Below are 24,332 nucleotides of genomic sequence, written 5' to 3'. Positions count from 1 at the left end.
ATGCGCACACGCACAGGGCGCGCTCAGGCGCCCTGTTTGTTTTCGGCTGCGCGCCCGAACACGCGAAAGCCGTCGGCCTCGTCGCGCACCAGCACCGAGCGCGGATGCCGCAGCACCACCCCCACCGCCCACAGATCGCCAATTGCCCCACCCGCGTTCAACACGACCGCCAGCGACAGCCAGTAGACCAGACCGTTCGGCACGATCCACAATAGGAGCAGTGCCGCCAGCGTGATCACCACCAGCGGCGCCAACGCCACCATTAGGTACTCGTCACGGCGGAACAGCGCTTTGTCCGCGGTGGCGTAGAGCACGCCTTTGTCGAGCTTCATGCCATAGGTCGGCTTGTGCCCTACGTAAGTGATCGCCAGCCCGTGGATCAACTCATGCAGCGGCAGCGTGATCACAATGACCAGCACAATCATCAGCACATCGGGCAGCGGCACGCGTTCCGGGGGAATCGACGGGCGCAGCGGCGTGATCCACGACCCATAGACGCCCATCGCCACGACCGCGAGGATCAGCGGGATGAGGCCGAGCAGATTCAGCCGGAACAGCAGACGCGGTTCGGTCAGCACGAGGTGCTGGACCTCGACGTAATCGGCGGGCAGGTCGGTGATCGGGGATCGAGCCATCGGCGTTACGGGTTGCTAAACCAGCTCGTATAGTGCTCCACCACGGGGCGCGGATCGTAGAAGTGATGCAGCAGCGTGCGCCACTGCTCAAACGCGGTCGAACCGCGGAAACCGACCGTGTGCGCTTCGAGCGTTTCCCACCACACCAGCAGCAGGTAGCGATTCGGCGTTTCGATGCAGCGCTGAAGTTCATGCCGGATGTACCCCGGCGACCCGGCGATCAGCGGGGAAGCTTGCCCAAACGCGGCTTCAAAGGCCTCCGCTTCGCCCGATTTCACATTCAAGACAGCCATTTCTAGTACCAAGTTTCAAGATCCTTTGCCTGCACTCCGGTTGAATGTGCCTATTCTATCGTGTCCCGCCGGGTTCTGCCGCGCCCTTGACAACTACCATTGAATCACACTAACATAGGTTATCAATAACCTATGTTCCGTGCAACCTAAATGACGGAAGGCTGTCCATGTCCATTAAATATGCCCTGCTGGGCTTCCTTAGCGAAACTCCGCTGACGGGCTACGACCTGAAGAAGAGATTCTCCGCTTCGGAGATCTTTCACTGGTCCGGCAACAACAACCAGATCTACCGCGCGCTGGTCGAACTGCATGACGAAGGGCTGGTCAGCGTCGATGTACAGCAGCAGGCTAATAAACCGCCGCGCAAAGTCTATACCATCACCGAAGCGGGGCGCGCGGCGCTGCGCGCGTGGATCGGCGTAACGCCAGAACCCCCACAAATTCAGCACGCGCTGTTGGAAAAGCTCACGTGGGCGGATCAGTTTGAGCCGGAGCTGATCAGCGCGATGCTGACGAGCTACGCCGAAGACCTGCGCGTCTATCTGCTGATGCTGCGCGAACGCGAACAGCGGAACGGCGGCAGTCCACTCCAGCGGCGTATCGCCGAACACTGGCAGTCGTTTTACCAGTCGGAACTCGACTGGGTGAGCACTTTGCGGCACAGCTTAGAAAGGTAACCCTATGAACAGCCTGAGCCTCTACAAAACGCCCGAAGGGGAGCGCGAGGTTATGGCGATCTATACGGCGGCACTCAAGAACTGGTCAGCGCCGTCGACCACGCAGATGGTCAGCACGCGCCATGGCGACGCCTCTGTGATCGCCAGCGGCGCCGCTACTTCCCCTGCGCTGATTTTATTGCACGGCGCAGGGTCAAATTCGGCGATCTGGGCGGGGGAGGCCGCAGCCTACAGCGGGACGTTCCGCGTGTATGCCGTCGATCTCCCCGGTGAACCGGGACGCAGCGCGCCGAATCGCCCGCCGTGGGACGGCCCGGCGTTCGCCGACTGGCTCGCCGATGTGCTGAATGGGTTGGGAGTCGAACGCGCGACGCTGGTCGGCATTTCGCAGGGAGCGTGGGTCGCACTCAAATTCGCGGTCGCCCAGCCGGAACGCGTCGATCGACTCGTACTGCTGACTCCCGGCGGCATCGTGCCCGATCGCATCTCGTTCCTGTTTCGGGCTGTCGGCTTATCGCTGTTCGGCACATGGGGACTCAAACGGCTGACCGCCGACCTGTTCGGGGATCAAGCAGTGCCAGCGGGCGTCATCGAGATCGTGGTCGAGATCAGCCGCCATTTCAAACCGCGCCTCGGCGTGCTGCCGCTCTTCACCGACGACGAGTTAAAGCGCCTCACTATGCCGCTTCTGTTGGTCGGCGGCACGAAGGATATCATGCGCGATCTTGAGAAAATCGAAGCGCGTCTGCGCCAGCACGTCCCTGACCTCGCGGTCAAGTGGCTGCCGGGCGCGGGGCACGCGCTGATCAACACGCAGCCGGCCGTGCTGGAATTTCTAATGACGAGTGCAGTTCGAGAAGAACCTGTTTAAGGGCTGTGGGCGAGGCGAGGCTGCAAAAGCCCTAAGCCTTTGATCGTCCCCGAATTGCGTCCTTGCGTCTTCGCGCCTTTGCGTTGGCTCCTTTCTTGGGGCGGTTGTTGGACTCTGACCTTTTTCGCCCTTCTCGCCCCGTCCTCAGATTTTTGCGTCTTCGCCTTTACGTGAATCGTTTCTGCTTTCCGTGCCCAACGCTTCCGCGAAGATTTGCACCGCCTCGTCGATTTGCACGGCGTTGACGACCAGCGGCGGAATCCAGCGGATGATGTTGTCGTACGTGCCGCACGTCAGCAGCAGCAGATCGCGTTCGAGACATGCGGTCTGTACGGCCTTGGTCACCGCCTTATCCGGCTGTCCGTCGCGCGTGAACTCCACGCCAACCATCAGGCCGCGCCCGCGCACATCCCCGATGATCGGGAATTCGGCTTGCAGCGTCTTGAGACCCTCCATCAGGCGATCCCCCTGCCGTGCCGCGTTTTCGGGCAGCTTTTCGTCGCGCATCACGTTGATCGTTGCGACGCCCGCTGCCGCCGCCAGCGCATTGCCGCCGTACGTCCCGCCGTGCGCGCCGACCTGCCAGCGTTCCATCAGCGCGCGGGACGCGCCAATCGCGCTGATCGGCACGCCGCTGCCCAAGCCTTTCGCCATAATCATGATGTCCGGCGTCACCGCGGAGTGTTCGAGCGCGAACATTTTGCCCGTGCGGCCGAAGCCAGTCTGCACCTCGTCCATCACCAGCATGATCCCGGTTTCACTGCACAGTTGGCGCAGCTCCTGCAGGAAGCGGTTCGGCGCGGGGACGTAGCCGCCCTCGCCGAGCACGGGTTCAATCACGATGGCGGCGGTCTCTTCCGGCGCGGTCTGTGATTTGAGCAGATAGTGCAGTTGATCGAGCGCGTAATCGACGGCCTGTTCCTCGTCCATGCCGAGTTTATAGGCATAGGGGAACGGCGTGACGAAGATGCCACCGGGAAGCGGTTGATAGCCGAGGCGATAGCCCGTTTTGCTGGTGGTCATGGCCATCGTCTGCGCGGTGCGCCCATGGAAGCTGCCCTGAAACACGATGATGTTCTGGCGTTTAGTGGCGTGCCGTGCCAGCTTGACCGCGCCTTCGGTCGCTTCCGCGCCGCTGTTCGACAGGAAGAAGCAGTCGATCTCCGGCGGCGTGATCTCGTTGAGCAAATGGCTCAGTTCGATGGCAGCGGGCGACACGACGATGTTGATCTGCCCGTGAATCAGGTTGGCGGCCTGCGCCTGAATCGCCTGCGCGACCTTGGGATGCGCGTGCCCGGTGTTGGTCACGCCGATGCCGCTGGTGAAGTCCATGAGGCGTTTGCCGCCCGCGTCGTAGAGGTAAATCCCTGCGCCGCGCACGGGTTGGAACGTGGTCAGGTGCGACCACACCGGCGAGAGGTGGTAGAGGGCGTCGGTTTGCATAGTTTGTCTATCCTAGTCGGAGTAAAAGTGTTCCCGCAAATCTTCATCAGAAATGAATTCGCATGCTTGTTTGTAAATACTGGATAGCGTACCCAGCTTGATCTCTTTTGCGCCGTGCAGAGAAATGGTGATGCGCTGCTCCTTGCCATCTACGACCGCTGCAAACGTACATGACTGCCTTTCTGGCTGATTAACTCGAATCCAAAACGTTCGAGAATCTTGATGAGTTCTTTGCCAGAAAGACGTTTGAGCTTAGGCATAATCGGCGGTTAGCTCGAAGTTGACTTCAATGCGCGGCAGTTGTTCGAGTTCGTCACCCTCAAAATGCACTTCCACGGCTTCGCGCAGATTGTGCAAGGCTTCTTCGATGGTTGCGCCATCGGTGACGAGCGCAATTTCGACGCCAGAAATCACATAGTAGACGCCATCGTCGGTATGGCGCTCCATACGGAAGTGCAAGACTTCGGACAGCATCGCTTCACCTGCTTTCGACTCTTCGATGCTGCCCATTATAGCCTAGTGTTGAGGCGGAACGTAATCGGGGTTGTCCCACACGATGACCGCGCCCCAGCCTTTGGTGCCGGGGTCGGGCAGGTAATCGGGGATGAGCGCCACCGGGCGAAAGCCCTTCTTGATCTGCTTGCTCAGGTTGTCGTCGAAGTAAGTCCCGGCGACCACGCCGCGCACGTAGTCTTCGGGCGTGACCGTCTCGAACACCTTGTAATAGCTGATCAAGGCGCTGCCCGCGACCATGCCGCGCAGATTCAACCGCTTGGCCACGTCAAAGCGCGCCTGCATCAGCTTGCCACCGACGCCGCGCCCTTGAACCTCCGGCAGCACCGCCGACTCCACGCCGTACATCCACTCACCGTCCGGGGTGTGTTTGCGCAGCCACCCGCCGTCGATGGTCTGTTCCCATGATTCGAGGAACGGATGCGCCGGGTCAAAGTGAATGCGCATGCTTGACGTTAAGCCGACCACGCGCTCACTGCCATCCGGCTGGACTTCCAGCGCGGCGAATTGACCTTCGGGAAAGATCTGCAAGTGGTGCAGGAAGTGCCGTTCCGTCAGCACGTCTTCGGGTTCCGCTCGCGACGTGCCGTAATTCGCATGTTCAACGTCCTCCATGCCCGCGACATAGCTCGGGGATGAAGGGACGATCAGAATCGATGTCATAACGCGATTGAACTCCCCCCGGCGCGCAGCGACTCGGCGTCTGGGAAGGGGATGATTTTCGGTTCCGGGGCCCGGTACGCCGGGTTATCCCACACAATCGCAATCGCGTAATTGAGGGATCCCGGATATTCGGTGTAGTCGGGAATCGCGTTCAGGGGATTGAAGCCCTTCTTGATCTGCTTGCTCAGGTTGGAATCGAACAGCCGACCCGCCACCAATTCGGCGACGTAGGCCTCCGGCGTGAAACGATCCGCCACCTTGTGGTAGTCCTTGATCAGGCTGCCGCCGACGATGCCGCGCAGGTTCAACTGGCGCGCGCACTCAAACCGCCGTTCCATCAGCAGCCCGCCAATGCCATAGCCTTGATAATCTGGGTGTACCAGCGTTTCGACGCCATACATCCATTCCCCATCGGGGCGGTGCGTGGTCAGTCAGCCATAGCCCGTGGTTTGATCCCACGTCTCGGTAAACGCGGTGCTCGGGTCATAGTGGAAACGCATACCGGAGGTATAGCCGACGATCTCATTGCTGGGGAGATGCACGGCGACGAATTGTCCTTCGGGGAAAGCCTGCATGCGGCTCATGAATTCTTCTGGTTTGTACCAGAGCGCCGCCTCTTCGGTGGTCGCGTAATAGGCCGTGAGCGACAGGGCGCGCAGGGCATAAGCGTGGGTGGGTTCCGCCGGGATGACGGCTAATGCCGCCGTTTCCGGCTTAAGTCTCTGGGCGATCATAGATAACCTCGGCTACTCTCTCAACATTACAATCCACAGCATGACCGCGCGGCGGCGCTGCGTGCCGCTCGATCTCTGACTTGTCGCCTTGTCATGGTACGGATTGCTCTCTCAGCATAGGCGGATCACGAACGGCTGTCAACGAGATTTGAGGGGGGATCGACAAAATACAGAGATTCGTCACAACGCCTTGCACCCCCACGAATTTTTGTTTCGTGACCCCTACGGTTTTGTGAAGAAGATTTGGCGCGCATGAACTGCTGTATCCGGTAAACACCTGAATCTGAGTTTGTAGGGGCGCACGGCCGTGCGCCCCTACAAATATCATCCCGTTATTTCCAGCACTGGCCGGATGGTTCCCAAGATGAGCCGCCCGTAAGCAATCCCTGAGCACTCGCTCACAACGGGCCGTCCCTCTCTTTACTTTTAGGTGTACGAATGATATGAATGACAACAGTTCGCACTTCTATGAGATGGAGAAAAGTTATGCGCATCGTGCGCCGTTTCTGGTGGATCGTACCGCTTGTCTTGATCATTTTCGTCGTCGGCTTCGTCGCGTGGGCGAGCGCGACCAACCCGATTGAAGCCGAAGCGGAGGCCGCGCTGCAAGCCGAGGCCGCCGTCGCCGTCGATACCTCGCGCTGGCTGACCTTCACGCCGACCGCGTCCACGCCGACCACCGGATTCATCTTCTACCCCGGCGGCAAAGTTGACGCGCGCGCCTATGCCCCGCTCGGGCAGGCGTTGGCCGAAGCGGGCTACCTGACCGTGATCGTCCCCATGCCGCTCAACCTCGCCATTCTCGGCAACAATGCCGCCAACGACGTGATCGCCGCGCACCCGGAGATCACCCATTGGGCGATTGGCGGGCACTCGCTCGGCGGGTCGATGGCGTCATGGTATGTCAGCGACAACCCGGACAAGGTCGACGGGCTGGTGCTCATGGCGTCGTACTCGGATCGTGATATTTCCGCGCTGGACGTTGACGTGTCGGTGATTTACGGCACGGAGGACGGACTGGCGACCGTGGCAACCGTCGAAGGCGCGGCGGGCAACCTCCCTGCCGATGCCGTGTGGGTGAAGATCGAGGGCGGCAATCACGGTCAGTTCGGCTGGTATGGCGATCAGGAGCGCGACAACCCGGCGACCATCAGCCACGAGGAGCAGTACGCGCAAATCATCGCCGGGACGGTCGCCTTGCTGCAGCGCATCGAGGGCGCCTAGCCCAGTTAGCAATTGATTTGGGGACAGCGGACGATCAAGCAAAGCAGGTGCCGATAAGTAGTGTAGGGATGAGGCATGAGGGTGTTTAAAACCCCTCACCCCCTAACCCCCTCTCCCACGCAAGCGGGGCGAGGGGGAAATCTGTCTCCCCTCCCCTCCCCGAATTCGGGGAGGGGCCGGGGGTGGGGTCGGAATCTGACCTTTTTCAACACGCTCATACCTTATCCCTACAAGAACCTCTCATTGAAGGAATTGGGTGTCTTTCTAGACAACCATCTCTGTAGGTACAGAAACAAAAACGGGGGATCGCAATCCCCCGTTTTTCGTAACCTGTGCTGGCAACCCTACGCCACGACTTCGACCCGGTCGCCGATGTGCAGCGCGCCGACCGCCCGGTGAATGATGTTCTGCCCGAACATCACGCCCTTGGGCTGTTTGCGGAAGGTGGCCAGCGTCGCCAGCGGTTCCTGATAATCCGGCACGGTAGCCGTCGCCTGCTCGATGGTCGTGATCTCGCAGCGCGCGCACGGCTTGACCGAGTCGAAGGGCACGCCGCCGATCAGCAGGCGCGTCCACCCGTCCTCCGCCCACGCCGCCGCCCCGTCGATCACGACGTTCGGGCGAAAGCGGTTCATGAGCAGCGTGTCTTTGTCGCGCGCCAGCAAGCGATCATTCAAATCGGCAAGCGAGGCACTGTTCGCCAGCAGCAGCGGGTAACCATCGGCAAAGCTGACGGGCGCGGGCTGATCGGTGTGGCTGGTCGAGGTCAGCCGCCCATCGGCGTCCGCCTGCTTGACCAAGCGCACAGATTGGCCGAGAAAGTCACTCAACCACGCGGCAATCGTATCGCCTTGATCGACCGCGTCGCAGGTGGATTTCCATACGACAACGCGGCGGGTCGCCACACCGTCGGCGTCCGCGTCAAGTGACACGCGCACGGGTTCATGCCCCGGCGCGCTGATTTGCAGCATCCCGTCTGCGTAAGCGGGCTGGATCAACGCGAGTTTGGCGTTTTCGCGCTGCGTGACGAACTGCCCGTCCGGCGTGATGATCAGCCAGCGGCGGTCGTCGCGCAGGCCGCGCACGAGCAGGTCGACCGCGTCATGGCTCAAGCCGCCGCACGACTTGATCGGGTAGGTGTACAGCCCGGTGACGCGCAGCATTTAGAGCGTCTTCACGGGCAGGCGGTACATGCCCATCGCTTCGCGGACGGCGGCCATCGTCTTCTGGGCTTCGGCGCGGGCGCGTTCCGTCCCGGCGACCAGCACGTCTTCGACCAAGCCCGGTTGGCTCTGGTACTGCGCGCGGCGTTCGCGGATCGGCTCCAGGAAGTTGTTGATGGCAATCGTCAGCTTCTTCTTGACTTCCACGTCGCCCACCTTGCCGAGCAGGTAGCGTTCCTTGAGGTCGTTGATTTCGTCGACATTCGGGTTGAAGGCATCATGATAGATGAAGACCGGGTTGCCCTCCACGCGACCGGGGATGTCCGCGCGAACGCGGTTCGGGTCGGTGAACATGCCGCGCACCTTCTGTGTGACCTCTTCGGCGGTGTCCGACAGGAAAATGGCGTTGTTGAGAGATTTGCTCATCTTCGCCTGTCCGTCGATGCCGATGAGCGATGGGACATCACCAACCAGCACGTCGGGGATCGGGAAGACATCACCGTACAGGTTATTGAAGCGGCGGGCGATTTCCCGCGTGATTTCGACGTGCGATTCGTTGTCCTTGCCGACCGGGACGAGGTTGCCACGCGGCAGCAGAATATCCGCCGCTTGTAGAATCGGATAGCCGAGCAGACCGAAAGGCATGGAATCTTCCATGTTGGCCGCGCGCGCCATATCTTTCAAACTGGGAATGCGCTCCATACGCGCCACGCTGACCAGATTCTCGAAGATCAGGTTCAACTCGTAGGTTTCCGGGACGCCGGATTGCAGGAAAATCGTCGCTTGATCCGGGTCAATGCCCACCGAGAGATAATCCAGCACGCAGTCATGGATGTTCTGCGCCAGATTGGCAATGTGTTCGCGTTCCGGCTTGGTGGTAAGCGTGTGCAGGTCGGCGACGATGAAGAAGCAGTCATACGTCGATTGCAGGCGGACGCGGTTCGCCAGCGATCCGACGTAGTGGCCTAAATGCATTTTTCCAGTCGGGCGGTCACCCGTGAGAATACGGCCCTTTTTCGTCATTTTTCCCCTCTCAACAAAGGTTTTTCATTGTACGCAATCGCGGGCGGAATACAATAGAGGGGTAACTCTGATCATTCGCGTCGTGGTTTCTCGCAGGGACAAGGCAGACAGGTGTTTACAAACCCCTCACCCCCAGCCCCTCTCCCACGCAAGCGGGGAGAGGGGGGAACGGCGAGTTTGTTGGCTCCCCCCCCGAATTCGGGGAGGGGCCGGGGGGTGGGGTCGGAATCTGAGCTGTTTCAACACCCGCCGGCCTCGTCCCTAAACTTGGAAGGATGCTGATGCGCGTATTCGCTCTGCCCCCTCCCATCCGAAGACTTCAGTACTTGTTCGCGCGCCTGCTCGTCGCTGCCGCGTTGATCGTGCTGCTGGCTATGCAGGGGCGGGCGCTGCTGCTGTTCTTCCAGCACGCGCAGCTCGCGCTGGACTTCCCGTACACGCTCAATTATGGCGAAGGGCCGCTGCTCGAACAGGCGGTGCGGCTGGCACGTGGCGAAAACATCTACCGTGCCGATCTCACCACGCCGCCCTACACCATCGCCAACTATCCGCCGCTCTACCCGCTGGTGCAAGCGCCGTTCGTGGCGGCGGTCGGCCCGGCCTTCTGGTACGGGCGGCTGATCTCCGTCTTCAGCATCCTTGCGGCGGCGCTCTTCCTCGGCTTGACCGTGCGCGCTATCACCCGCGATGCGCTCGCCGCGCTGGTCGCCGCGCTGACGCTGCCCGCCATCCCCTATGTGTTCTCGTGGTCGGCGTTGGCGCGTATCGATTCGCTGGCGCTGGCGTGCGCGTGGGCGGGCATTTTCGCCGTGGTGCAGGGACGGGGTCAGCGTTGGGGAGTGATCGCTGGCGTGATCCTGCTGGCGTGCGCCGCCTATACCCGGCAGACGTATCTGCTGGCCGCACCGATGGCGGCGGTCGCGTGGCTGTGGGGCGAAAAAGAGCGGACAAAAGCGCTCATGCTCGGCGTGTATTTCGCGGCGCTGGTGCTCGGCGTATTCGCCGGGCTGACCGCACTCACCGGGGGCGGCGTGTTCTTCCATTTGATCACGGCCAACGTCAACGCCCTCGATCCGCAGCTCCCCGAATTCTACTGGAATGAAATGCTCGCCCACCTGCCGATCTTCCTCGCGGCGGCGGCGCTGGCGCTGGTGCTCGGCGTGGTATTCGGTCGGCGGCTGTGGTGGCTGAGCGCGCCCTACACGCTCGGCGCGGTCGTCACGGCGCTGACCATCAGCAAGGTCGGCTCGGATGTCAATTATCTGTACGAACTGGCGGCGGCGTTCGCGCTGGCAGCCGGCGCGTGGATCGCCTGGACGCGGCGCTTCCCAGTGCTGCGCGCCCTGCTGCTGCTCATATTGGCCTACGCCGTGAGCAGGGCTTACGACCTTTCGCTGAGCAAGTATCAGCCGATTTTGACCGAGCGCGTGGACGATGCGCCGCTCATGACCGAGCTGATCGCCTTCATCGACCAGACCGACGCGCCGATCATCGCCGATGAGCACATGGCGCTGCTCACGTTGGCTGCTAGGCCGATCCTCATTCAGCCATTCGAGATGAGTCAGTTGGCGGCGGCAGGCACCTGGGACGAAACGCCCTTCCTCGAAGATTTGCAGAACGGCGTCTATCCCTACATCCTCATTTACCAGCCGTACCGTAACCCTTCGCTGCGCTTTGAACGCTGGACGCGCCCGATGCTGCGCGAAATCAACGACCATTACCGCCCGCTCTTGCAAACCGCCGAGACGACCGTATACCAATATTTCCGCGCGGATCATTGACGGGGCGAACTGACCTGTTTTAAGGTAAACAGAATTTCAATCTCGTAAGTTTGCAACAGGCGTCATCATGCCCCTCACCCCAACCCCTCTCCCACGCAAGCGGGGAGAGGGCGGGGCGAGCTAATCTTGCTCTCCCTCCCTGGTTCGGGGGAGGACGGGGGTGGGGTGGCATTTGATCGGTCACTGTCTGCAACTGGCTAACTGTTCTGGATCAAAGCATATGGCACTACCGCGCAAACCGCTGTTCTGGGTCGTCTCGTTCGCCCATCTGACCATTGACCTGTTCAACGCCAGCGTCCCGGTGATCGTGACGTTCCTCGCGGCGCACTTCATCCCGATGAGCAACACGCAAATCGGGCTGGCGGTGAGCGCCTACCAACTCACGGGCGCGCTGAGTCAGCCGCTCGCGGGCTGGCTGGCGGATCGCAATGGTGGGCGCTGGCTCGGCACGGGCGGCGTCGCGTGGACGATCTCGCTGCTGTCGGTCGCCCTGCTGATCGCGGCGTCGACCCATTCCTACGTGCTGACGGTCATCCCGATGGTCTTAGCGGCGCTGGGGAGCGGCGCGTTCCACCCGGTCGGCACGATGCACGCCGCCGACTGCGACACCACGCCCGCGACCAGCCGTCTGTCGATCTTCTTCTTCGCCGGGCAAACGGGCGGCGGCCTCGGCCCGGCGATCACCGGGGCGCTGCTCGACGGCGCGGCCACGCACAACGGCATCTTTACGCAGGCCTTCCCGTCGCTGGCGGGCATCATCTCCGAGACGGGCTCAGTCACGCCGCTGATCACGATGGCGCTGGTCGGCATTCCGGCGGTGCTGTTCATGGGCTTGATTGTGCCGAGCGCGCAGCGTTTCGCCACGACGCGCCACGCCCGCCAGACCAGCCGCAAATCCGAACATCAGCGGTTGGGGCGCGTTGCGCTGCTCACGCTGGTCGCGCTGATCATGATGCGCAGCTTCGTCAACCCCGGTTCGGCCTCGTTCCTGCCGCGCCTGTTCCAGATGCGCGGCTGGTCAGCCTCCGAGTATGGGCTGCTGGCCAGCGCCTACTGGATCGGCGGTGGCATCACGGGCATCTTCTTCGGCTATCTGGCGGATCGTTACGGCAGCCGCCTGATGATCGCCCTGTCGATGTTTTTGAGTGCGCCCGCCGTGTTCGGCCTGGCGACGTTCGACGGTCCGGCGGCCTTCCTGATGGCCATGGCGATGGGCGCGTTCAGCGGCGGGTCGCACAGCCTGTTGGTCTCGATGGCGCATAAGGTCGTGCCTGTGGGCAAAGGTTTGGCATCCGGCGCGGTGCTCGGCTTCATCTTTGGGACGGGTGCCATCGGGGTGATGATCATCGGCGGGCTGGCGGATCGCATCGGTTTGCCCGCTGTGTTTCAACTGATCTCCGGGGCGACGGTGATCGCCGGGCTGCTGGCGCTGGCGCTCCCGCAGGATCGCCCGCAGCGGCGACCCGCAGTGAGCGAAGCAGTCGCCGCGCCCGCCAGCGGGGATTAACTCAACCTCACCCCTAAATCCCCTCTCCCAAGGGCGAAGGGACTTCAAGACTCGGCACGTCTCCCCTCTCCTCTAGGAGAGGGGCTGGGGGTGAGGTTGGATAATGCGCCGATCAGGCGAGGTTAATAGCCATCGGCCATGCGCTGATTGATCGTCAGGTTGACGCGCGGTACAGCCGCGCCGATCCACTTACAATGAGATCAGCATCCTCATCAGCGGAGACTCCCCACCATGCGCGCTGTGATTCTCGTTCTGCTCACCCTCATCCTCCCGGCGATGACGCTTCGCGCCCAACCGCGCATGCCGCCGATCGCGTGGCTCTCGGATCGCGACGGCGACTTTGATGTGTACGTTTGGGATGGCGATCAAACCATCAATGTGAGCAGCAACGACAGCGCCGATATTTACATCCAACCGTCGCCGGATGGGCAATTCGCCTGGCTCGGCATCGTCGGCGACCGCAGCGAGGTATTTGTGTGGGACGGCGAGCAAACCCTCAATGTGAGCAACAGCCCGTCCTACGATTATTTCCCGGTTTGGTCGAAGGATGGGCGCTTGGCTTGGTATACCGATCAGAGCGATGAGCGCGGGACTTCGCTGCAAGTCGCGGTGTGGGATGGCGAACAGACGATGCTGCTGGGGCGCGAATTTGGCTGGACAGACTCGGCGTACTTTAGCGCAGACGGGGGACAGTTAAGCCCGGTTTGGTCTGAGGATGGCTGGCTAGCGTGGTTGACCTTCGGTACAGAGGGGGTTACCCACCTGTACGTCTGGGATAGTGCACAGGTGATCGTCGTCACAGAATTGCCTAACAGAGAACTACCCTATCTTGAATGGCTGCCCAATGGCGATCTGCTCTGGGGTTATATCAACCCTAGCAACGTGACATCATCATTATGGCTGTGGGACGGCGAGCAAGTCATTCCGGTGCTGGAGTCCGGCGACGGCAGGGCCGAATTTACGGTCTGGGGCAACGATCAACTCGCGTTCAGGCTTGGGACGAACAACAGCTCCGGGATGTATATATGGACCGATCAGGGCGCTGTGCGCATCAGCACGGAAAACGGCGGTTTCCTCGGTCGCCCGTCCGGTTCTCCTCAGGGACAAATTGCGTGGTTTGCCACTAGCGCTGAAATCCCCAGTTTGTACGTGTGGGACGGAGCCGTGATCCGCAATTTGGGACGGGCGAATCAGCTGTTCCCAGGCCCGAGGTGGTCGGCGGATGGACGGTTGGCGTGGAACACCCAGACGGCGGACGGCATGCATATCTATGTGTGGGATGGCGAGGCCATCAGCGATATCCCGCCCGATGAGAACCAGTACGATTCTGAGTTGATGTGGCTGCCGGATGGCCGCCTCGTGTGGCAGGCGGGTGATTATCCCGCGCAGGAACTCAAGTTCTGGGATCGAGGGCGAATCAGCACAATCACCGCCGGGGTCGGGCCAATCCGCGATGTGCGCGTCTTTCTGGCGGGGTTGCTGTGGACGCAGGAGATCGACGGCAACAGCGATGTGTTCTTCTGGGATACGACGCAGACCTTCAACGTGAGCGCCGATCCCGGGTGGGATGGCTTAACCCTCGTCCCGCCGATGGGCTAGGCGGACGAGTGCGTAGCGCGGCTTTACGTTTTTACGTTACAATAACGTGTGCAGGCGAGGACTAATCCATTGGCACACGTCTTTATCAGCTACCACAAAAACAGCAGTCGAGACTACGCGCGCAAGCTGGCGGACTTTCTCATCGCCAACGGCTTCGACGTGTGGATCGATGATCGCATCGACTACGGCAACAACTGGGAACAGTTGATCTTCAAGGCGGTGGAGCAGGCCGCCGCCGTGATCGTCATCATGACGCCCGGTTCGTATCAAAGCCGCTGGGTGCAGGCGGAACGTCTGTACGCGGAGAAGAACAACAAGCCCGTCTTCCCCGTGCTGCTGGAGGGCGACATTTTCCCCGCCTACCTCGCCTTCCAGACCGCCGATGTGCGCGATGGCCAGGTGCCGCCCGAAGACTTCCTGCACGACCTCGAAGTGAGCGGTGTGCAGCGCAGCAGCGCCCCCGGTCGCAATGTGGCCGCGCAAGTCCCGAAGCCAGAAGCCGCGCCCAAAGCGCATGATATTTCCCTGCCTACTGCGCCGACCAGCACGGCCAAAACGACGATCACGCGCTCGCGCCGCTTTGAAGCGGCCATGCCCTCGCAGATCATCCCCACCGCGCCGACCGAAGTCTGGGCGAAGATCTCGCTGCCGGATTCGGAAGGCTTGCGCGGTGAACTGCCCGCCGTCGTCCCCTCCGGTGATGTGATCGGCAAAGAAGACGCGCGCGCCACAGGCTTCCCCTTCAAATTCCCGGTCGATCCGACGACGGGTGAACCGCAGCCCGTCACCGTGAGCGTGCGCGCAAAATCCGCCGCGCTGACGTTTGACGACGGCGAAATCACGGTCGAACTGCCGCCGGACTACGACTCGCAGACGGTGATTTTCACTGCGAATCTCCATTCAAATACTGCGCCGGGGATGCGCGTGCGCGTCACGCTCGATCTCGTCTATGAAGCGCGGTTAATCGCGCAAATCAGCGTGTCAGCGCTGGTGCAAGCGCCCATGCGTGTGCCGATTCCATCCGCGTGGACACTGGCGACCGCCGGGATCAGCGCGCCGCCGGGACAACCGCCCGCGGAAAACAAACCCGCCTCCTCGACGGGGGTGCTCCCCGGTGAATTGCAGGAACTCTACGCCGACGAAGCCCTACGCGGCAGCGAAAGCCTCGCCGACAAGCTTGACGACTTGATCGAACTGCCCGAAGCGGAACCCGTTGAAGAGCAGGCTAAAGAGGCGTACAGCCGAAGTGAAGGCGGCGCCGCCCCCAGCGAAACCGAAGAGACGACCGAGATTCCGCGACCGCGACCAGCGACACCGATCACGCCCCAACCGATCGTCGGCGGGGCGGACTATGATGACTTTGCGCCCCGGCCCGCGCCCGCCAAGAAAAGCGCCGCACCGAGCGCGCCCATCGCCCTGATCGCGTCGCTCACGTTGGTGGTGGTCTTGGTGCTGTTCCTCGTCCAGTCGAATCTGGGCAGACCCGCCGATCAAGTGACGAGTACGGGCGTGGCTCAGGTTGCCACCCAAACAGACGGCACCCAGCTCGCGACGGCGACCTCGACGGGCGGGGGCGACAGGCCAACGGTTACGCCCACGCGGGAAGCGCCCCCCCAAGCGATTCCCGTGCGCGTTGGTTTGGCCAGCTTTGCCGGCTGCGCGGCGGCTGTGCCCGAACAGTTCGCAGCTGGGCTGCCGGAATCTGCGTTAGTGGAATTTGACGACAGCCTCGATCTCGCCGATCCGAGCGCCCTGTCTCAGATGTACGACGTGCTGCTCTCCGGTCAATGTGACGGCGATACGCTCACTCTGCGCGTTGACCTGCTCAAGCGGGTCGCGCCGCCTGAGCTGTTCGATCTGCCGCAGCTCAGTGTGTCCGCACCTGTGGATAATTCCGAGTTCTTCGGGCTAGTGAACAGCGCCGCGGTCAACTACCTGTCGGGCGATGTCGCGACCGCCGCCACCGGGTTCTATGACGCCGCCCGCACCGCGCCGCAGGTCGACCAAAGCTTCGCGCTCTACTTCATGAAGGCGAATGGCTTGCTGCTGGCGGGGCAGCCCGCGGATGCGATTGACGCCTACAATACCGCCGGACAAGATCTCGCGTTGTTCCCTCTGGCCGCCAATAACCGCGCGCTGGCCGCGCAGGAACTGCTGCTGGCGAACGGCAATCAGGAGACTGAAGCGGCGGGCGAAGCGATCACCGTCGAGACCGTGCTGGTGCATCTGGAAACCGCGCACCTGAACACCAGCGACGCGAGTCAGCAAGCGGTGATCCTCACGAACATCGGTCTGGCAAATCTGTATTTCGATCGTGATCGCGACACGGCGCTGGCGCGCTGCACGGATGCGCTCAACTTCAATCCGGATTATCTGCTAACGCAGGCGTGTCTGGTTGGGCGGGCGGTGGCCCAGGCCGAAGAAACGGAATGCCCGGTCGGCGACGAACCGCTGGCCGCACTGACGCAATCGCTCGCGGAGACAGCGCGCCTCGGCGAGACCGATCTGGTCGCCTGGGCAGATGTGCTCTACTGGCAGGCGCGGCTGACCGAGCGAATCGCTGCGTGTGATCAGACGCCTCCGGTGGCCGTCGAGACGCTGCAAAATCAGCGTGCAGACTTGTTAGCGGAGCAGCCGCTCATGTTACAAACCGATCATTTTGGTGGCCAATGAAACATTTAGAAACCTTTATGAATCGGCCCAAAACGCGCTGTTTGATAACAACAATAGCACGTTACAATAGGATTACAGTACGCAAGATCACCTTTGGAGGGGGAACGTGAGTCCCTTTGAGAACAAATACGTCATCGGACTTACCGGCAATATCGCAGTCGGTAAAAGTGTGGTGCGCCAGATGCTTCAGCACTTCGGCGCATATACCATTGATGCCGATGGACTCACGCATCAGGCGATGGCGCCCGGCGCGCCCGCGTACCAGCCCATCGTCGAGATGTTTGGCAAGTTCATCGTCGATGGTGAAGGGCGCATCAACCGCCCGCTGCTCGGTGCGGTCGCGTTCGCTGTTCCCGAAGCCCTCGTCAAGCTCGAAGAGATCATTCACCCGTTCGTCACCCAGGCTATGACCGCGCTGATCAGCCGTGCGCAGCAGCGCGTGATCGTCGTCGAGGCGATCAAGCTGCTGGAAAGCGACGTCGCGTCCATGTGCGATACGATCTGGGTGGTCGATGCCACGGTCGAGACGCAGGTCAAGCGCCTGATGGAAAAGCGCAAACTGCCGCTGGAAGAAGCGCGCAAGCGCATCATCGCGCAGCCGCCGCAATCAGATAAATTGTCCCGCGCCAAGGTTGTGATCAAGAACGACGGCACGGTCGAAGATACGTGGAAACAGGTCCAGATGATCTGGAATGCGACCGTCGTTCCGGTCGTCGGCAATCAGATGCCGAAATCCGTCCCCACGATGGGCACGCAGCCCGCCGCCGCGCCTGCTCGTCCGGCGCAGCCCCAACCGCAGGCGCAGCCGCCCGCGCGTCCCGCTCCGAGCATGCCGCCGCAGCCTGCCCGCCCGGCTCCTACCACTAATAATGTCGCCGCGCGCCCGGTGCAAGCCGCTCCAGCGATGCCGCCCGCCCCACAACAGCGTACGGTTCCCGCGAAGCCCGCTGGCACTTCATCGCTGACGCCTAAGCCGAACGTCGTCTCGCCGCTTTCGCCCAAAACCGAAGTCGGCATTCGCCGCGGTATGCCCAACAACGCCGAGATGATCGCCAAGTTCGTCACCCGCGTGACGGGCAATGCAGTCGACCGCATGGATATCATGCTGGCCTTCGGGCAGAAGAGCTTCTTGCTGGCGCTCGGGGATAACGACGCCGTCATCGCCGTCATCGGCTGGACGGTCGAAAACCTGATCACCCGGATTGACGAGTTCTATCTCGACCCGAATGTCCCGCGTGACCCGGTGATCAGCGCGCTGGTCATCGCCGTCGAAGAAGCGTCGCGCGAACTGCAAAGCGAAGTGAGCTTCATCTTCCTGCCGAAGAACGTCGCGCAGGATGTGGTGCAGGCCTTCGTTGTCAACGGCTACCAGCCGCTGAACTTGAGCCAGATCAAGTTCCCGGCATGGCGCGAAGCCGCGCACGAAATGGTCACGCCCGACACCGTCGGGTTGATGAAACAGCTTCGTGCTGACCGTATCATGAAACCGATCTAAGAGGGATTATGCAGCAAGGAACTTCAGGTTTACTCGGTCTGCCGCCCGTTCAGTGGGCCAGTCGTCATCCGCGCGTCGCCGCATGGATCGCGCTGTCGCTGGGCATGGTGATTTTGTTGGTCTTCTCCGCGCGGGAGATTGGGCTGCTGCCCCTGCAGTGGGTGGCGCTGGTCGCCGCGTGTGTGCTGGTGGCGGGTGCGTGTATCTGGATCGTCAGTTGGGAAGACCGCGACGAAGACGACGCGGTCACGGCCACCAGCGAAACCGAACAAATCAAGAAGTAGACGACATCGAAGTCAACATGGACAAAGGACGAGGTTTAACCTCGTCCTTTTTGTTTGGGGAATCCCCTATGCATCTCTTAGGGACGTACTTCATTGCGTCCGACCCCACCCCTCCGAATTCAGGGAGGAAGACAGCATCCTCTGTCAAGCCGAATGCGTTTTCGTAGGGACGCAATTTATTGCGTCCGCTGCATCCGCCCCCAACCCGAATGAGCAAGCGCTTGCGTTTACCGCACGACGAGCGCGCCGACGCCACCGTTATAACGCACGGTGATCTTGCGCTCCGCCGCCTCGTAATTGACCGACTGCCACACGCCGCTCTTGCCGAAGAATTCATCCGTCCCGCTCAGGCGGGCGAGGCGCGCTGGGACGCTGATGTCCCCGATGCCCGCTTTGCCTTCCACGCGCACCGCCGCATCCGCCGGGAGATGCACCTGCACCTCGCCGACGCCACCGTGCACGGTGATGTCCGCCGCCGCGCCCTCGCCGATGTCGAGATCGATCTCGCCCGTGCCCGCGCGCACCATCAAATTGACCGTCGCGCCCGCCGGAATCTTCACATCCAGCTCGCCGACGCCCCCGTTGATGCTGGCGCTGTAGAGTTCCGGCGAGGCGGGCAGCACCACATCGATTTCGCCCGTGCCGCCGTTCATGGTGAATTTGCCCGGTTTGAGCGTCGCCAGCGAGAAATCGCATTCGCCGACGCCGCCGTGAATATCCAGATCAATCGGAATATTCGGCGAGAGGCCGACATTCCAGCGCAGTTGATTCTGTTCGCCGCGCTTGCTCAGCCACGTCAGCGCATGGCGGAACCATTCACCCGGTGACGTGACTTGGCTCAGGCTAACGACCTTTTCCGGCGTGCCGTCGTGGGCGAAGCGCATCTCACCGATGTAGGTGATCTCCGCGTCGATCAGCTTGTCGGAATCTTGCAGCATGTAGATATTGGATTCGCCCGCGGACAGGTCGAGACGGACGCGCGCCGAGGTCGCATCGCCGACGACGTCGGTGAAGCGTTCGGTTTTCACTTCGACATCTTCGCCGGAACCGACCGACCGGAAGAATTCGCCGATCTGGTCGCCGAGCTTTTCAAACGAGAACGACCATTCGGTCTTGTACTGCTTGCCGGGCTGCTGATTATCGCTCATGATGGTTTGTGTCTCCTCATATGTTCTAGTGTCGTATACAGATTAGCTGCCCAGGGCGCAGCTGGTGATGAAATTGCGCCCCATCCCTCAGGGGGAGACACATAGGTCTGCCCCTACAGGTGGATATTGGCTACTGGATATTCAGACTGCCGGTGCCGCCGTCGTACTCAATCGTGATCTGCTGCGCGGCCGCGTCAAAGTTGGCCGTTTCCCACGTACCGGAGTCGCCGATGAAGCCGTCTTCGCCGCTCGTGCGGGTGAAGCTGCCCGGCACATTGACGCTGCCCGTGCCCACGGACGCTTCAAGGCGCACGGCCGCATCATCCGGCACGTCGATGGTCATGCTGCCCGTGCCGCTTTGCAGCACCAGACGGACAGCCGCGTCGTCCAGCACGCGGATGTGACCCGCGCCCGTGCCCGTTTCAACGCGCACTGTGTAAGCGTCCGTCATGCTGGGCAGGACGAGATCCACGCTGCCCGTACCGCCATTCACCCGCAAATCGGTGAGTTGGAAGGTACTCAGGTCGAGGTTCATACCGCCGGTGCCGCTGCTCACATCGAGGTCGAGCGGGATGGCCGGGTTGAGGCCGATGTCCCACTGCACACCGTTCAAGGCGTCGCCGCCGAGCCAGTCGAAGAAGAAGATATTGCTGTAGGTGACCGAGCCTTGGCTTTCGAGGTTGACGACGCCCTGCGCGCCATCGGTCGAGGCGTCATAGGTGAGGTCGCCGACATATTCGAGATCGGCATCAATCAGATTGTCCGGGTTGCTGATGGGGACAACGCGCACCGAGGCAACGTTCGCGCTGATATTGACGCGCGCCGACTCCACGCCGTCAAGCGGGGTGCTGTAGGTCGCGGTCTTCACATCGGATGTTTGCGCCAGACCGACCGACGGCCCGACGAGCATGAGCGCGATCATCACGAGCACCGTGCCGCCGATGATCAGGAGTGACAGCCGTTGATTATTCCGCCCGATCAGCAGTTCGACCCCGAAGGCGATCAGGATCAACGGCCAGAACCGGAAGAGAACCGACAAATTCGCTGCCGTGAAGATATTGGCTTCTGATAGAAGCCAGATCACGCCGATGGCGATGAGGATGATAGCCCAGGGCGACGTGCGCCGTGATTGTGTAAGTTGTGACATGCTGTTACCCCCTTGCGAAGTCTTGTCACTATGTGCTTATACGACGCATCGGGGATTAAGTTGCAAAGTCACTGACGGCACATCGGGGGGCCTTCCGGGGGGTAAGTCCAGCGCTGCGCGACCGTCTCGGCGGCGGTCATGGCGCGGAATTCGTTATACACGGCGATCAGATTCGGGCAGTCGCCGAGGATTTCCGCGGCTTGTCCCTGAATGTACCAGCATTCAAAGCGCCGCTCGTCGACGGGTACGTCTTGCATCACTTGCAGCGTCGAGCAGCGGTTGAGCGACGACTGCGCGTCCGCAAACTGCCCCTGCAGGAAATACTCCATGCCGAGTCGGTACCAGCCTTCCGACCAATCCGGCGCGCGCTGCGTGACCTCCGAGCAGTAGCGAATCGCCATGTCGCGTTCGCGCATCAGGCTGGAAAGTTCGCACAGGCGCAGGCGCGCTTTGACGTTGTTCTCATCGTGCACGAGCACGTTGTAATAGGCGACCGTCGCCGCGTCGCTGTCACCGAGCAGCAGGGCATACTGTGCGCGCTCGAAGTAGAGCAGCACGAGGTTCGGGTTGACGGAGATGGCCTGTTCGACCACGCGGACGGCTTCTTCATACGCGCCGAGGTCGCTCTGGCTGATAGCCTGGGCGCGCAGCGCATCCATACGCATCCAGCCCTGCGCTGTGTCGAGCGCGCGAATGCTTTCACGCAGCGCGACTTCAAAGCTGCCAACGCTGCCATAGGCCAGCGCCAGCGCGATCCGGGCGATGGTGTTGTCGGGGTGCTTCTCGAGGATGTCGCGCGCCAAATCCGCCGCGCCCACCGGATCATCAACCGCGACCAGCGCGAAGGCGTGCGCCGCGCGGATATGCGGACTAATCGGATCAATGCGCAGCGCCTCGGTGGTGACTTCCAGCGCCAACTGGCGATCAATCGCCCGGTCGTATTCGCCATAACTGCGATAGATCAACGCGCGGGTGAGCAGCAGCACGGCGTCGGGCTGCGCGGGCAATTGGCTGAGGATCTGCCGCGCAATGCTGATCGTCCCCGTCAGGTCGCCGCGTTCGAAGGCGTTGTAGGCGGCGCGCAGCACATCCGTATCCATACCGGAAATGCTTTCTTCCGGCGGGCGCCAACGCGTCAACCACGCGTACACCCCCGCGCTGATGCTGCCGAGCACGACGATGAGGGCCAGGAACGACAAACAGCCCGCCTGACGACGACGACGGAAGGTGAACCGTGACCGAGAACGTTGGATTCGCATGTTGATTGGTGCCGATTTGCTGGATAACGTGGGATAACTTGCCCTATTGTAACGTGCTTATTACAGGCATGCACGTACAATTTAATCGAAAAGAATCAAGGTTTTCTTGTGGAGTGAGCATGGACTTCGACAACGTTTTTTTGATCACTACGGTTCCCGTCGCCAACGCGGAGGCCGTGCTGCAAGCGCTCGGCGATGCGGGCGCGGGCGAGATCGGTCTGTATACGCACTGCGCCTTCACCAACCCGGGGACCGGGCGCTTTCAGCCGGATGCCGCGTCCAACCCGGCAGTGGGCGACCGCGGGGTGATCAACTTGGTCGACGAGGTGCGCATCGAGATGACCTGCCGGCGCGACCGGGTCAAAGCGGTGCTGGCGGCGCTGCGCGCGGCGCATCCGTACGAAGAACCGGGGATCTATTTGCTGCCGATGTTGAGCGAAGCGGATTTTGAATAACAGACTTGTGCCCCATCCCTATCAGGGAGACCATTGTTTGTAGGGCCGGGTTAGGGTCAAACAAGAACATTGTACTGAGAGGTTTTTGGTAGGACAAGGCATGCCTTGTCCTCTGAATCCTTCTCTAGAAATCAGGACGAGGCATGCCTCGTCCCTACACATGTCACCCTTATTGGACACCCTGTATCTCGCGACCGTTTCGGGCAATCCAACCACGGACGCCCCATTGGGCGTCCCTACAAAACAGTTTCTCAGGGACGCAATGTTGGTCCGCTGCTCCCGACCCCACCGCCCCCCCATCCGGGAGGGACAGAAAGAGACCGTTCTTTCCCCTCTCCTAGAGGAGAGGGGGGGTGAGGTTAGTCGTTTTCGCCCGGCCACCTAGAACGGCATGGTCGAGGTCGGGTCGAACGGGGCATCGTTATAGCGCAGTTCGAAGTGCAGGTGCGGCCCGGACGAATTCCCGGTATTGCCGACCGCGCCGATGAACTGCCCCGCGCTGACGTACTGCCCGCAGCCGACGTTGATCGCCGAGAGGTGGCCGTAAAGCGATGTGAACGGCCCATGCGCCAGCACGATCAGGTAGCCGTAACCCCATGTGCTCCAGCCGCGGAAAATCACCGTGCCGCCGTTGGAAGCGTAGACGGGCGTCCCCTCCGCAGCGGCCAGATCGACGCCCGTGTGGAATGAGCTAAACCCGCGCGTCCACGAGTACGAGCCGATCGGCTTGAGCCAGCCACCGCCGCCGCCGGGATTGGGGACTGCGCCGCACGAGCCAGGATCGCCGGGCGCAAACGAGATCGTGCCGCCCGCGTTGCCGTTGCTGGCATCCCCGCCGGAACGTTCGACGACCGGGTTCCAGCTAATCTGTTCCGCTTCGCCGCCGGGGATCATGACCTGCGTGCCGCTGGGCAGCAGCGTTTCCGGCGTGATGCTGGTCAGTGTGCCAAAGTCATTGAACTCCGAGTCGATGATCACATAGGGATCGACGCGGAATTCCTGCGCGATGCTCGCAATCGACCGTTCATTGTTCACGGTGATGAACGCGCCGTCGACCGGAGGGATGTTGATCGCGCGTCCCGGTCGCAGCCCGCCGATAATGTCCCGCGAATTGGCCCACGCGACGCTCTCCGGCTTCAAGCCGAAGCGGTCGGCGATGGCGTAAATGGTATCGCCGGATTCGACCGTGTACTGCACGACTTCGCTGCGGGGGCGTTCCGGCGCAATGGTGAACGGGTTGTAGTCGTTGCGCACGACTTCCAACCCGAGATCCGTCGTCAAAGATTGCAGCGGCGCATTCAGGAAGATGGCCGCCTGTTCCGGGCTGAGCGTGGGAATCACGCCGCCATCGATCATCGTCTCCGCGCCGCTTGCGCCGGGGTCGGTGGTGGGCGGGATAAACGTCGTGGCCGTCGGGCTGATGACGGTGGCTGCGTCGGTGTTCGGCGTCGGTGTGGGCACGTCCGCGGGCGTCAGCAAAAGCAGCGCCGTAGCCGCGGTCAGAGCCGCCGCACCGAGCAGCGACACGAAACCGACTACGCGCCGCCAGGCGGAGATATCGCTGACGGTTTGCACCCGTCCGGTATCTGCCAGGTGGTCGGGAATCGGTTCATCCGTGTTCAAAAGTGGCATTCGAAAAACCTCGTCTATGCCCAATGTTCGCCCGCTATCCTAGCGCCATGACTCCAACGGCGCAAGGTGATAGATGGCCTACTCCCTCAGGCTGACCGAGCGCACCCTCTCAT

At 61.7% G+C, this 24,332-nt stretch carries 24 protein-coding genes; 10 read left to right on the top strand and 14 right to left on the bottom strand.

Annotated elements, in window-relative coordinates:
* Positions 1-23 precede the first annotated feature (23 nt).
* Together IPK17_RS09190 and IPK17_RS09185 are read right to left on the bottom strand one after the other, a co-directional pair.
* Positions 24-635: a DUF3267 domain-containing protein gene (locus tag IPK17_RS09190; protein WP_343417394.1), complete on the bottom strand. Its 612-nt coding sequence runs from the start codon at positions 633-635 to the stop codon at positions 24-26.
* A 5-nt stretch (positions 636-640) separates the two neighbouring features.
* On the bottom strand, positions 641-940 hold the full coding sequence (locus IPK17_RS09185) for an antibiotic biosynthesis monooxygenase family protein (protein ID WP_343417393.1): 300 nt from the start codon (positions 938-940) through the stop codon (positions 641-643).
* Positions 941-1,095: 155 nt separating this feature from the next.
* Between IPK17_RS09185 and IPK17_RS09180 the strand changes: the two genes are divergently transcribed.
* Together IPK17_RS09180 and IPK17_RS09175 are read left to right on the top strand one after the other, a co-directional pair.
* A complete protein-coding gene (locus IPK17_RS09180) occupies positions 1,096-1,605 on the top strand; it encodes a PadR family transcriptional regulator (protein ID WP_343417392.1) in 510 nt (169 codons plus the stop codon).
* Between the two features lie 4 nt (positions 1,606-1,609).
* Positions 1,610-2,476 (top strand): alpha/beta fold hydrolase, encoded by an 867-nt coding sequence (locus tag IPK17_RS09175; RefSeq protein ID WP_343417391.1) that lies wholly within the window; start codon positions 1,610-1,612, stop codon positions 2,474-2,476.
* A 144-nt stretch (positions 2,477-2,620) separates the two neighbouring features.
* Here IPK17_RS09175 and IPK17_RS09170 read toward each other — a convergent pair whose 3' ends face one another.
* The 6 genes from IPK17_RS09170 to IPK17_RS09145 form a co-directional block, all read right to left on the bottom strand.
* A complete protein-coding gene (locus tag IPK17_RS09170; protein ID WP_343417390.1) occupies positions 2,621-3,919 on the bottom strand; it encodes an aspartate aminotransferase family protein in 1,299 nt (432 codons plus the stop codon).
* A 149-nt stretch (positions 3,920-4,068) separates the two neighbouring features.
* Positions 4,069-4,179, bottom strand: a complete 111-nt coding sequence (locus IPK17_RS09165; RefSeq protein ID WP_343417389.1) for a type II toxin-antitoxin system HicA family toxin — start codon at positions 4,177-4,179, stop codon at positions 4,069-4,071.
* Positions 4,172-4,429 (bottom strand): type II toxin-antitoxin system HicB family antitoxin, encoded by a 258-nt coding sequence (locus IPK17_RS09160; protein ID WP_343417388.1) that lies wholly within the window; start codon positions 4,427-4,429, stop codon positions 4,172-4,174. The genes IPK17_RS09165 and IPK17_RS09160 overlap by 8 nt, the downstream gene beginning before the upstream one ends.
* 6 nt (positions 4,430-4,435) lie before the next feature.
* A complete protein-coding gene (locus tag IPK17_RS09155; protein ID WP_343417387.1) occupies positions 4,436-5,095 on the bottom strand; it encodes a GNAT family N-acetyltransferase in 660 nt (219 codons plus the stop codon).
* Complete coding sequence (locus IPK17_RS09150; protein ID WP_343417386.1) at positions 5,092-5,496, bottom strand: GNAT family N-acetyltransferase; 405 nt, start codon at positions 5,494-5,496, stop codon at positions 5,092-5,094. Before IPK17_RS09150 ends, IPK17_RS09155 begins: the two co-directional genes overlap by 4 nt.
* A gap of 30 nt (positions 5,497-5,526) precedes the next feature.
* A complete protein-coding gene (locus IPK17_RS09145) occupies positions 5,527-5,829 on the bottom strand; it encodes a hypothetical protein (RefSeq protein ID WP_343417385.1) in 303 nt (100 codons plus the stop codon).
* Positions 5,830-6,315: 486 nt separating this feature from the next.
* On the opposite strand from IPK17_RS09145, the gene IPK17_RS09140 reads away from it, so the two are divergent.
* Positions 6,316-7,053: an alpha/beta fold hydrolase gene (locus tag IPK17_RS09140; RefSeq protein ID WP_343417384.1), complete on the top strand. Its 738-nt coding sequence runs from the start codon at positions 6,316-6,318 to the stop codon at positions 7,051-7,053.
* Between the two features lie 344 nt (positions 7,054-7,397).
* On the opposite strand, the gene IPK17_RS09135 is transcribed toward IPK17_RS09140, so the two are convergent.
* Together IPK17_RS09135 and trpS are read right to left on the bottom strand one after the other, a co-directional pair.
* A complete protein-coding gene (locus tag IPK17_RS09135) occupies positions 7,398-8,216 on the bottom strand; it encodes an MOSC domain-containing protein (protein ID WP_343417383.1) in 819 nt (272 codons plus the stop codon).
* Positions 8,217-9,239 (bottom strand): tryptophan--tRNA ligase, encoded by a 1,023-nt coding sequence (trpS, locus tag IPK17_RS09130; RefSeq protein ID WP_343417382.1) that lies wholly within the window; start codon positions 9,237-9,239, stop codon positions 8,217-8,219.
* A 281-nt stretch (positions 9,240-9,520) separates the two neighbouring features.
* Between trpS and IPK17_RS09125 the strand changes: the two genes are divergently transcribed.
* The 6 genes from IPK17_RS09125 to IPK17_RS09100 all read left to right on the top strand — a co-directional run bounded on the left by IPK17_RS09125 (position 9,521) and on the right by IPK17_RS09100 (position 18,578).
* The gene (locus tag IPK17_RS09125) at positions 9,521-11,020 is read left to right on the top strand and encodes a glycosyltransferase family protein (protein WP_343417381.1); all 1,500 of its coding nucleotides are present in this window, start codon (positions 9,521-9,523) and stop codon (positions 11,018-11,020) included.
* Between the two features lie 220 nt (positions 11,021-11,240).
* Positions 11,241-12,527 (top strand): MFS transporter, encoded by a 1,287-nt coding sequence (locus tag IPK17_RS09120; protein WP_343417380.1) that lies wholly within the window; start codon positions 11,241-11,243, stop codon positions 12,525-12,527.
* 231 nt (positions 12,528-12,758) lie between these two features.
* The gene (locus tag IPK17_RS09115; RefSeq protein WP_343417379.1) at positions 12,759-14,126 is read left to right on the top strand and encodes a TolB-like translocation protein; all 1,368 of its coding nucleotides are present in this window, start codon (positions 12,759-12,761) and stop codon (positions 14,124-14,126) included.
* Positions 14,127-14,195: 69 nt separating this feature from the next.
* Positions 14,196-16,799 carry a toll/interleukin-1 receptor domain-containing protein gene (locus IPK17_RS09110; protein ID WP_343417378.1) on the top strand — a complete coding sequence of 868 codons (2,604 nt, stop codon included), beginning with the start codon at positions 14,196-14,198 and terminating at the stop codon, positions 16,797-16,799.
* A gap of 106 nt (positions 16,800-16,905) precedes the next feature.
* On the top strand, positions 16,906-18,294 hold the full coding sequence (gene coaE, locus IPK17_RS09105) for a dephospho-CoA kinase (protein ID WP_343417377.1): 1,389 nt from the start codon (positions 16,906-16,908) through the stop codon (positions 18,292-18,294).
* A gap of 8 nt (positions 18,295-18,302) precedes the next feature.
* Positions 18,303-18,578 carry a hypothetical protein gene (locus tag IPK17_RS09100; RefSeq protein WP_343417376.1) on the top strand — a complete coding sequence of 92 codons (276 nt, stop codon included), beginning with the start codon at positions 18,303-18,305 and terminating at the stop codon, positions 18,576-18,578.
* Between the two features lie 227 nt (positions 18,579-18,805).
* On the opposite strand, the gene IPK17_RS09095 is transcribed toward IPK17_RS09100, so the two are convergent.
* The 3 genes from IPK17_RS09095 to IPK17_RS09085 all read right to left on the bottom strand — a co-directional run bounded on the left by IPK17_RS09095 (position 18,806) and on the right by IPK17_RS09085 (position 22,072).
* Entirely contained in the window at positions 18,806-19,726 is a 921-nt protein-coding gene (locus IPK17_RS09095) for a toast rack family protein (protein ID WP_343417375.1), read from the bottom strand.
* Between the two features lie 130 nt (positions 19,727-19,856).
* Positions 19,857-20,873: a toast rack family protein gene (locus tag IPK17_RS09090; protein WP_343417374.1), complete on the bottom strand. Its 1,017-nt coding sequence runs from the start codon at positions 20,871-20,873 to the stop codon at positions 19,857-19,859.
* Between the two features lie 68 nt (positions 20,874-20,941).
* Positions 20,942-22,072, bottom strand: a complete 1,131-nt coding sequence (locus IPK17_RS09085) for a tetratricopeptide repeat protein (protein WP_343417373.1) — start codon at positions 22,070-22,072, stop codon at positions 20,942-20,944.
* Positions 22,073-22,251: 179 nt separating this feature from the next.
* Here IPK17_RS09085 and IPK17_RS09080 point away from each other — a divergent pair, with 179 nt between their 5' ends.
* Positions 22,252-22,587: a YqfO family protein gene (locus IPK17_RS09080; RefSeq protein WP_343417372.1), complete on the top strand. Its 336-nt coding sequence runs from the start codon at positions 22,252-22,254 to the stop codon at positions 22,585-22,587.
* Positions 22,588-22,968: 381 nt separating this feature from the next.
* On the opposite strand, the gene IPK17_RS09075 is transcribed toward IPK17_RS09080, so the two are convergent.
* The gene (locus IPK17_RS09075; RefSeq protein WP_343417371.1) at positions 22,969-24,219 is read right to left on the bottom strand and encodes a peptidoglycan DD-metalloendopeptidase family protein; all 1,251 of its coding nucleotides are present in this window, start codon (positions 24,217-24,219) and stop codon (positions 22,969-22,971) included.
* Positions 24,220-24,332 lie beyond the last annotated feature (113 nt).

Source organism: Candidatus Flexifilum breve (assembly GCF_016713355.1).
The sequence above is the reverse complement of the archived record's forward strand: the minus strand, read 5'-3'. Positions and strand labels throughout refer to the sequence as shown.

What these genes read in the sequence shown, in the direction of transcription:
- IPK17_RS09190 (WP_343417394.1), bottom strand. Translation starts at nt 635, where the DNA reads ATGGCTCGATCCCCGATCACCGACCTGCCCGCCGATTACGTCGAGGTC.
- IPK17_RS09180 (WP_343417392.1), top strand. Translation starts at nt 1,096, where the DNA reads ATGTCCATTAAATATGCCCTGCTGGGCTTCCTTAGCGAAACTCCGCTG.
- IPK17_RS09175 (WP_343417391.1), top strand. Translation starts at nt 1,610, where the DNA reads ATGAACAGCCTGAGCCTCTACAAAACGCCCGAAGGGGAGCGCGAGGTT.
- IPK17_RS09170 (WP_343417390.1), bottom strand. Translation starts at nt 3,919, where the DNA reads ATGCAAACCGACGCCCTCTACCACCTCTCGCCGGTGTGGTCGCACCTG.
- IPK17_RS09165 (WP_343417389.1), bottom strand. Translation starts at nt 4,179, where the DNA reads ATGCCTAAGCTCAAACGTCTTTCTGGCAAAGAACTCATCAAGATTCTC.
- IPK17_RS09160 (WP_343417388.1), bottom strand. Translation starts at nt 4,429, where the DNA reads ATGGGCAGCATCGAAGAGTCGAAAGCAGGTGAAGCGATGCTGTCCGAA.
- IPK17_RS09155 (WP_343417387.1), bottom strand. Translation starts at nt 5,095, where the DNA reads ATGACATCGATTCTGATCGTCCCTTCATCCCCGAGCTATGTCGCGGGC.
- IPK17_RS09150 (WP_343417386.1), bottom strand. Translation starts at nt 5,496, where the DNA reads ATGTATGGCGTCGAAACGCTGGTACACCCAGATTATCAAGGCTATGGC.
- IPK17_RS09145 (WP_343417385.1), bottom strand. Translation starts at nt 5,829, where the DNA reads ATGATCGCCCAGAGACTTAAGCCGGAAACGGCGGCATTAGCCGTCATC.
- IPK17_RS09140 (WP_343417384.1), top strand. Translation starts at nt 6,316, where the DNA reads ATGCGCATCGTGCGCCGTTTCTGGTGGATCGTACCGCTTGTCTTGATC.
- IPK17_RS09135 (WP_343417383.1), bottom strand. Translation starts at nt 8,216, where the DNA reads ATGCTGCGCGTCACCGGGCTGTACACCTACCCGATCAAGTCGTGCGGC.
- trpS (WP_343417382.1), bottom strand. Translation starts at nt 9,239, where the DNA reads ATGACGAAAAAGGGCCGTATTCTCACGGGTGACCGCCCGACTGGAAAA.
- IPK17_RS09125 (WP_343417381.1), top strand. Translation starts at nt 9,521, where the DNA reads ATGCGCGTATTCGCTCTGCCCCCTCCCATCCGAAGACTTCAGTACTTG.
- IPK17_RS09120 (WP_343417380.1), top strand. Translation starts at nt 11,241, where the DNA reads ATGGCACTACCGCGCAAACCGCTGTTCTGGGTCGTCTCGTTCGCCCAT.
- IPK17_RS09115 (WP_343417379.1), top strand. Translation starts at nt 12,759, where the DNA reads ATGCGCGCTGTGATTCTCGTTCTGCTCACCCTCATCCTCCCGGCGATG.
- IPK17_RS09100 (WP_343417376.1), top strand. Translation starts at nt 18,303, where the DNA reads ATGCAGCAAGGAACTTCAGGTTTACTCGGTCTGCCGCCCGTTCAGTGG.
- IPK17_RS09095 (WP_343417375.1), bottom strand. Translation starts at nt 19,726, where the DNA reads ATGAGCGATAATCAGCAGCCCGGCAAGCAGTACAAGACCGAATGGTCG.
- IPK17_RS09090 (WP_343417374.1), bottom strand. Translation starts at nt 20,873, where the DNA reads ATGTCACAACTTACACAATCACGGCGCACGTCGCCCTGGGCTATCATC.
- IPK17_RS09080 (WP_343417372.1), top strand. Translation starts at nt 22,252, where the DNA reads ATGGACTTCGACAACGTTTTTTTGATCACTACGGTTCCCGTCGCCAAC.
- IPK17_RS09075 (WP_343417371.1), bottom strand. Translation starts at nt 24,219, where the DNA reads ATGCCACTTTTGAACACGGATGAACCGATTCCCGACCACCTGGCAGAT.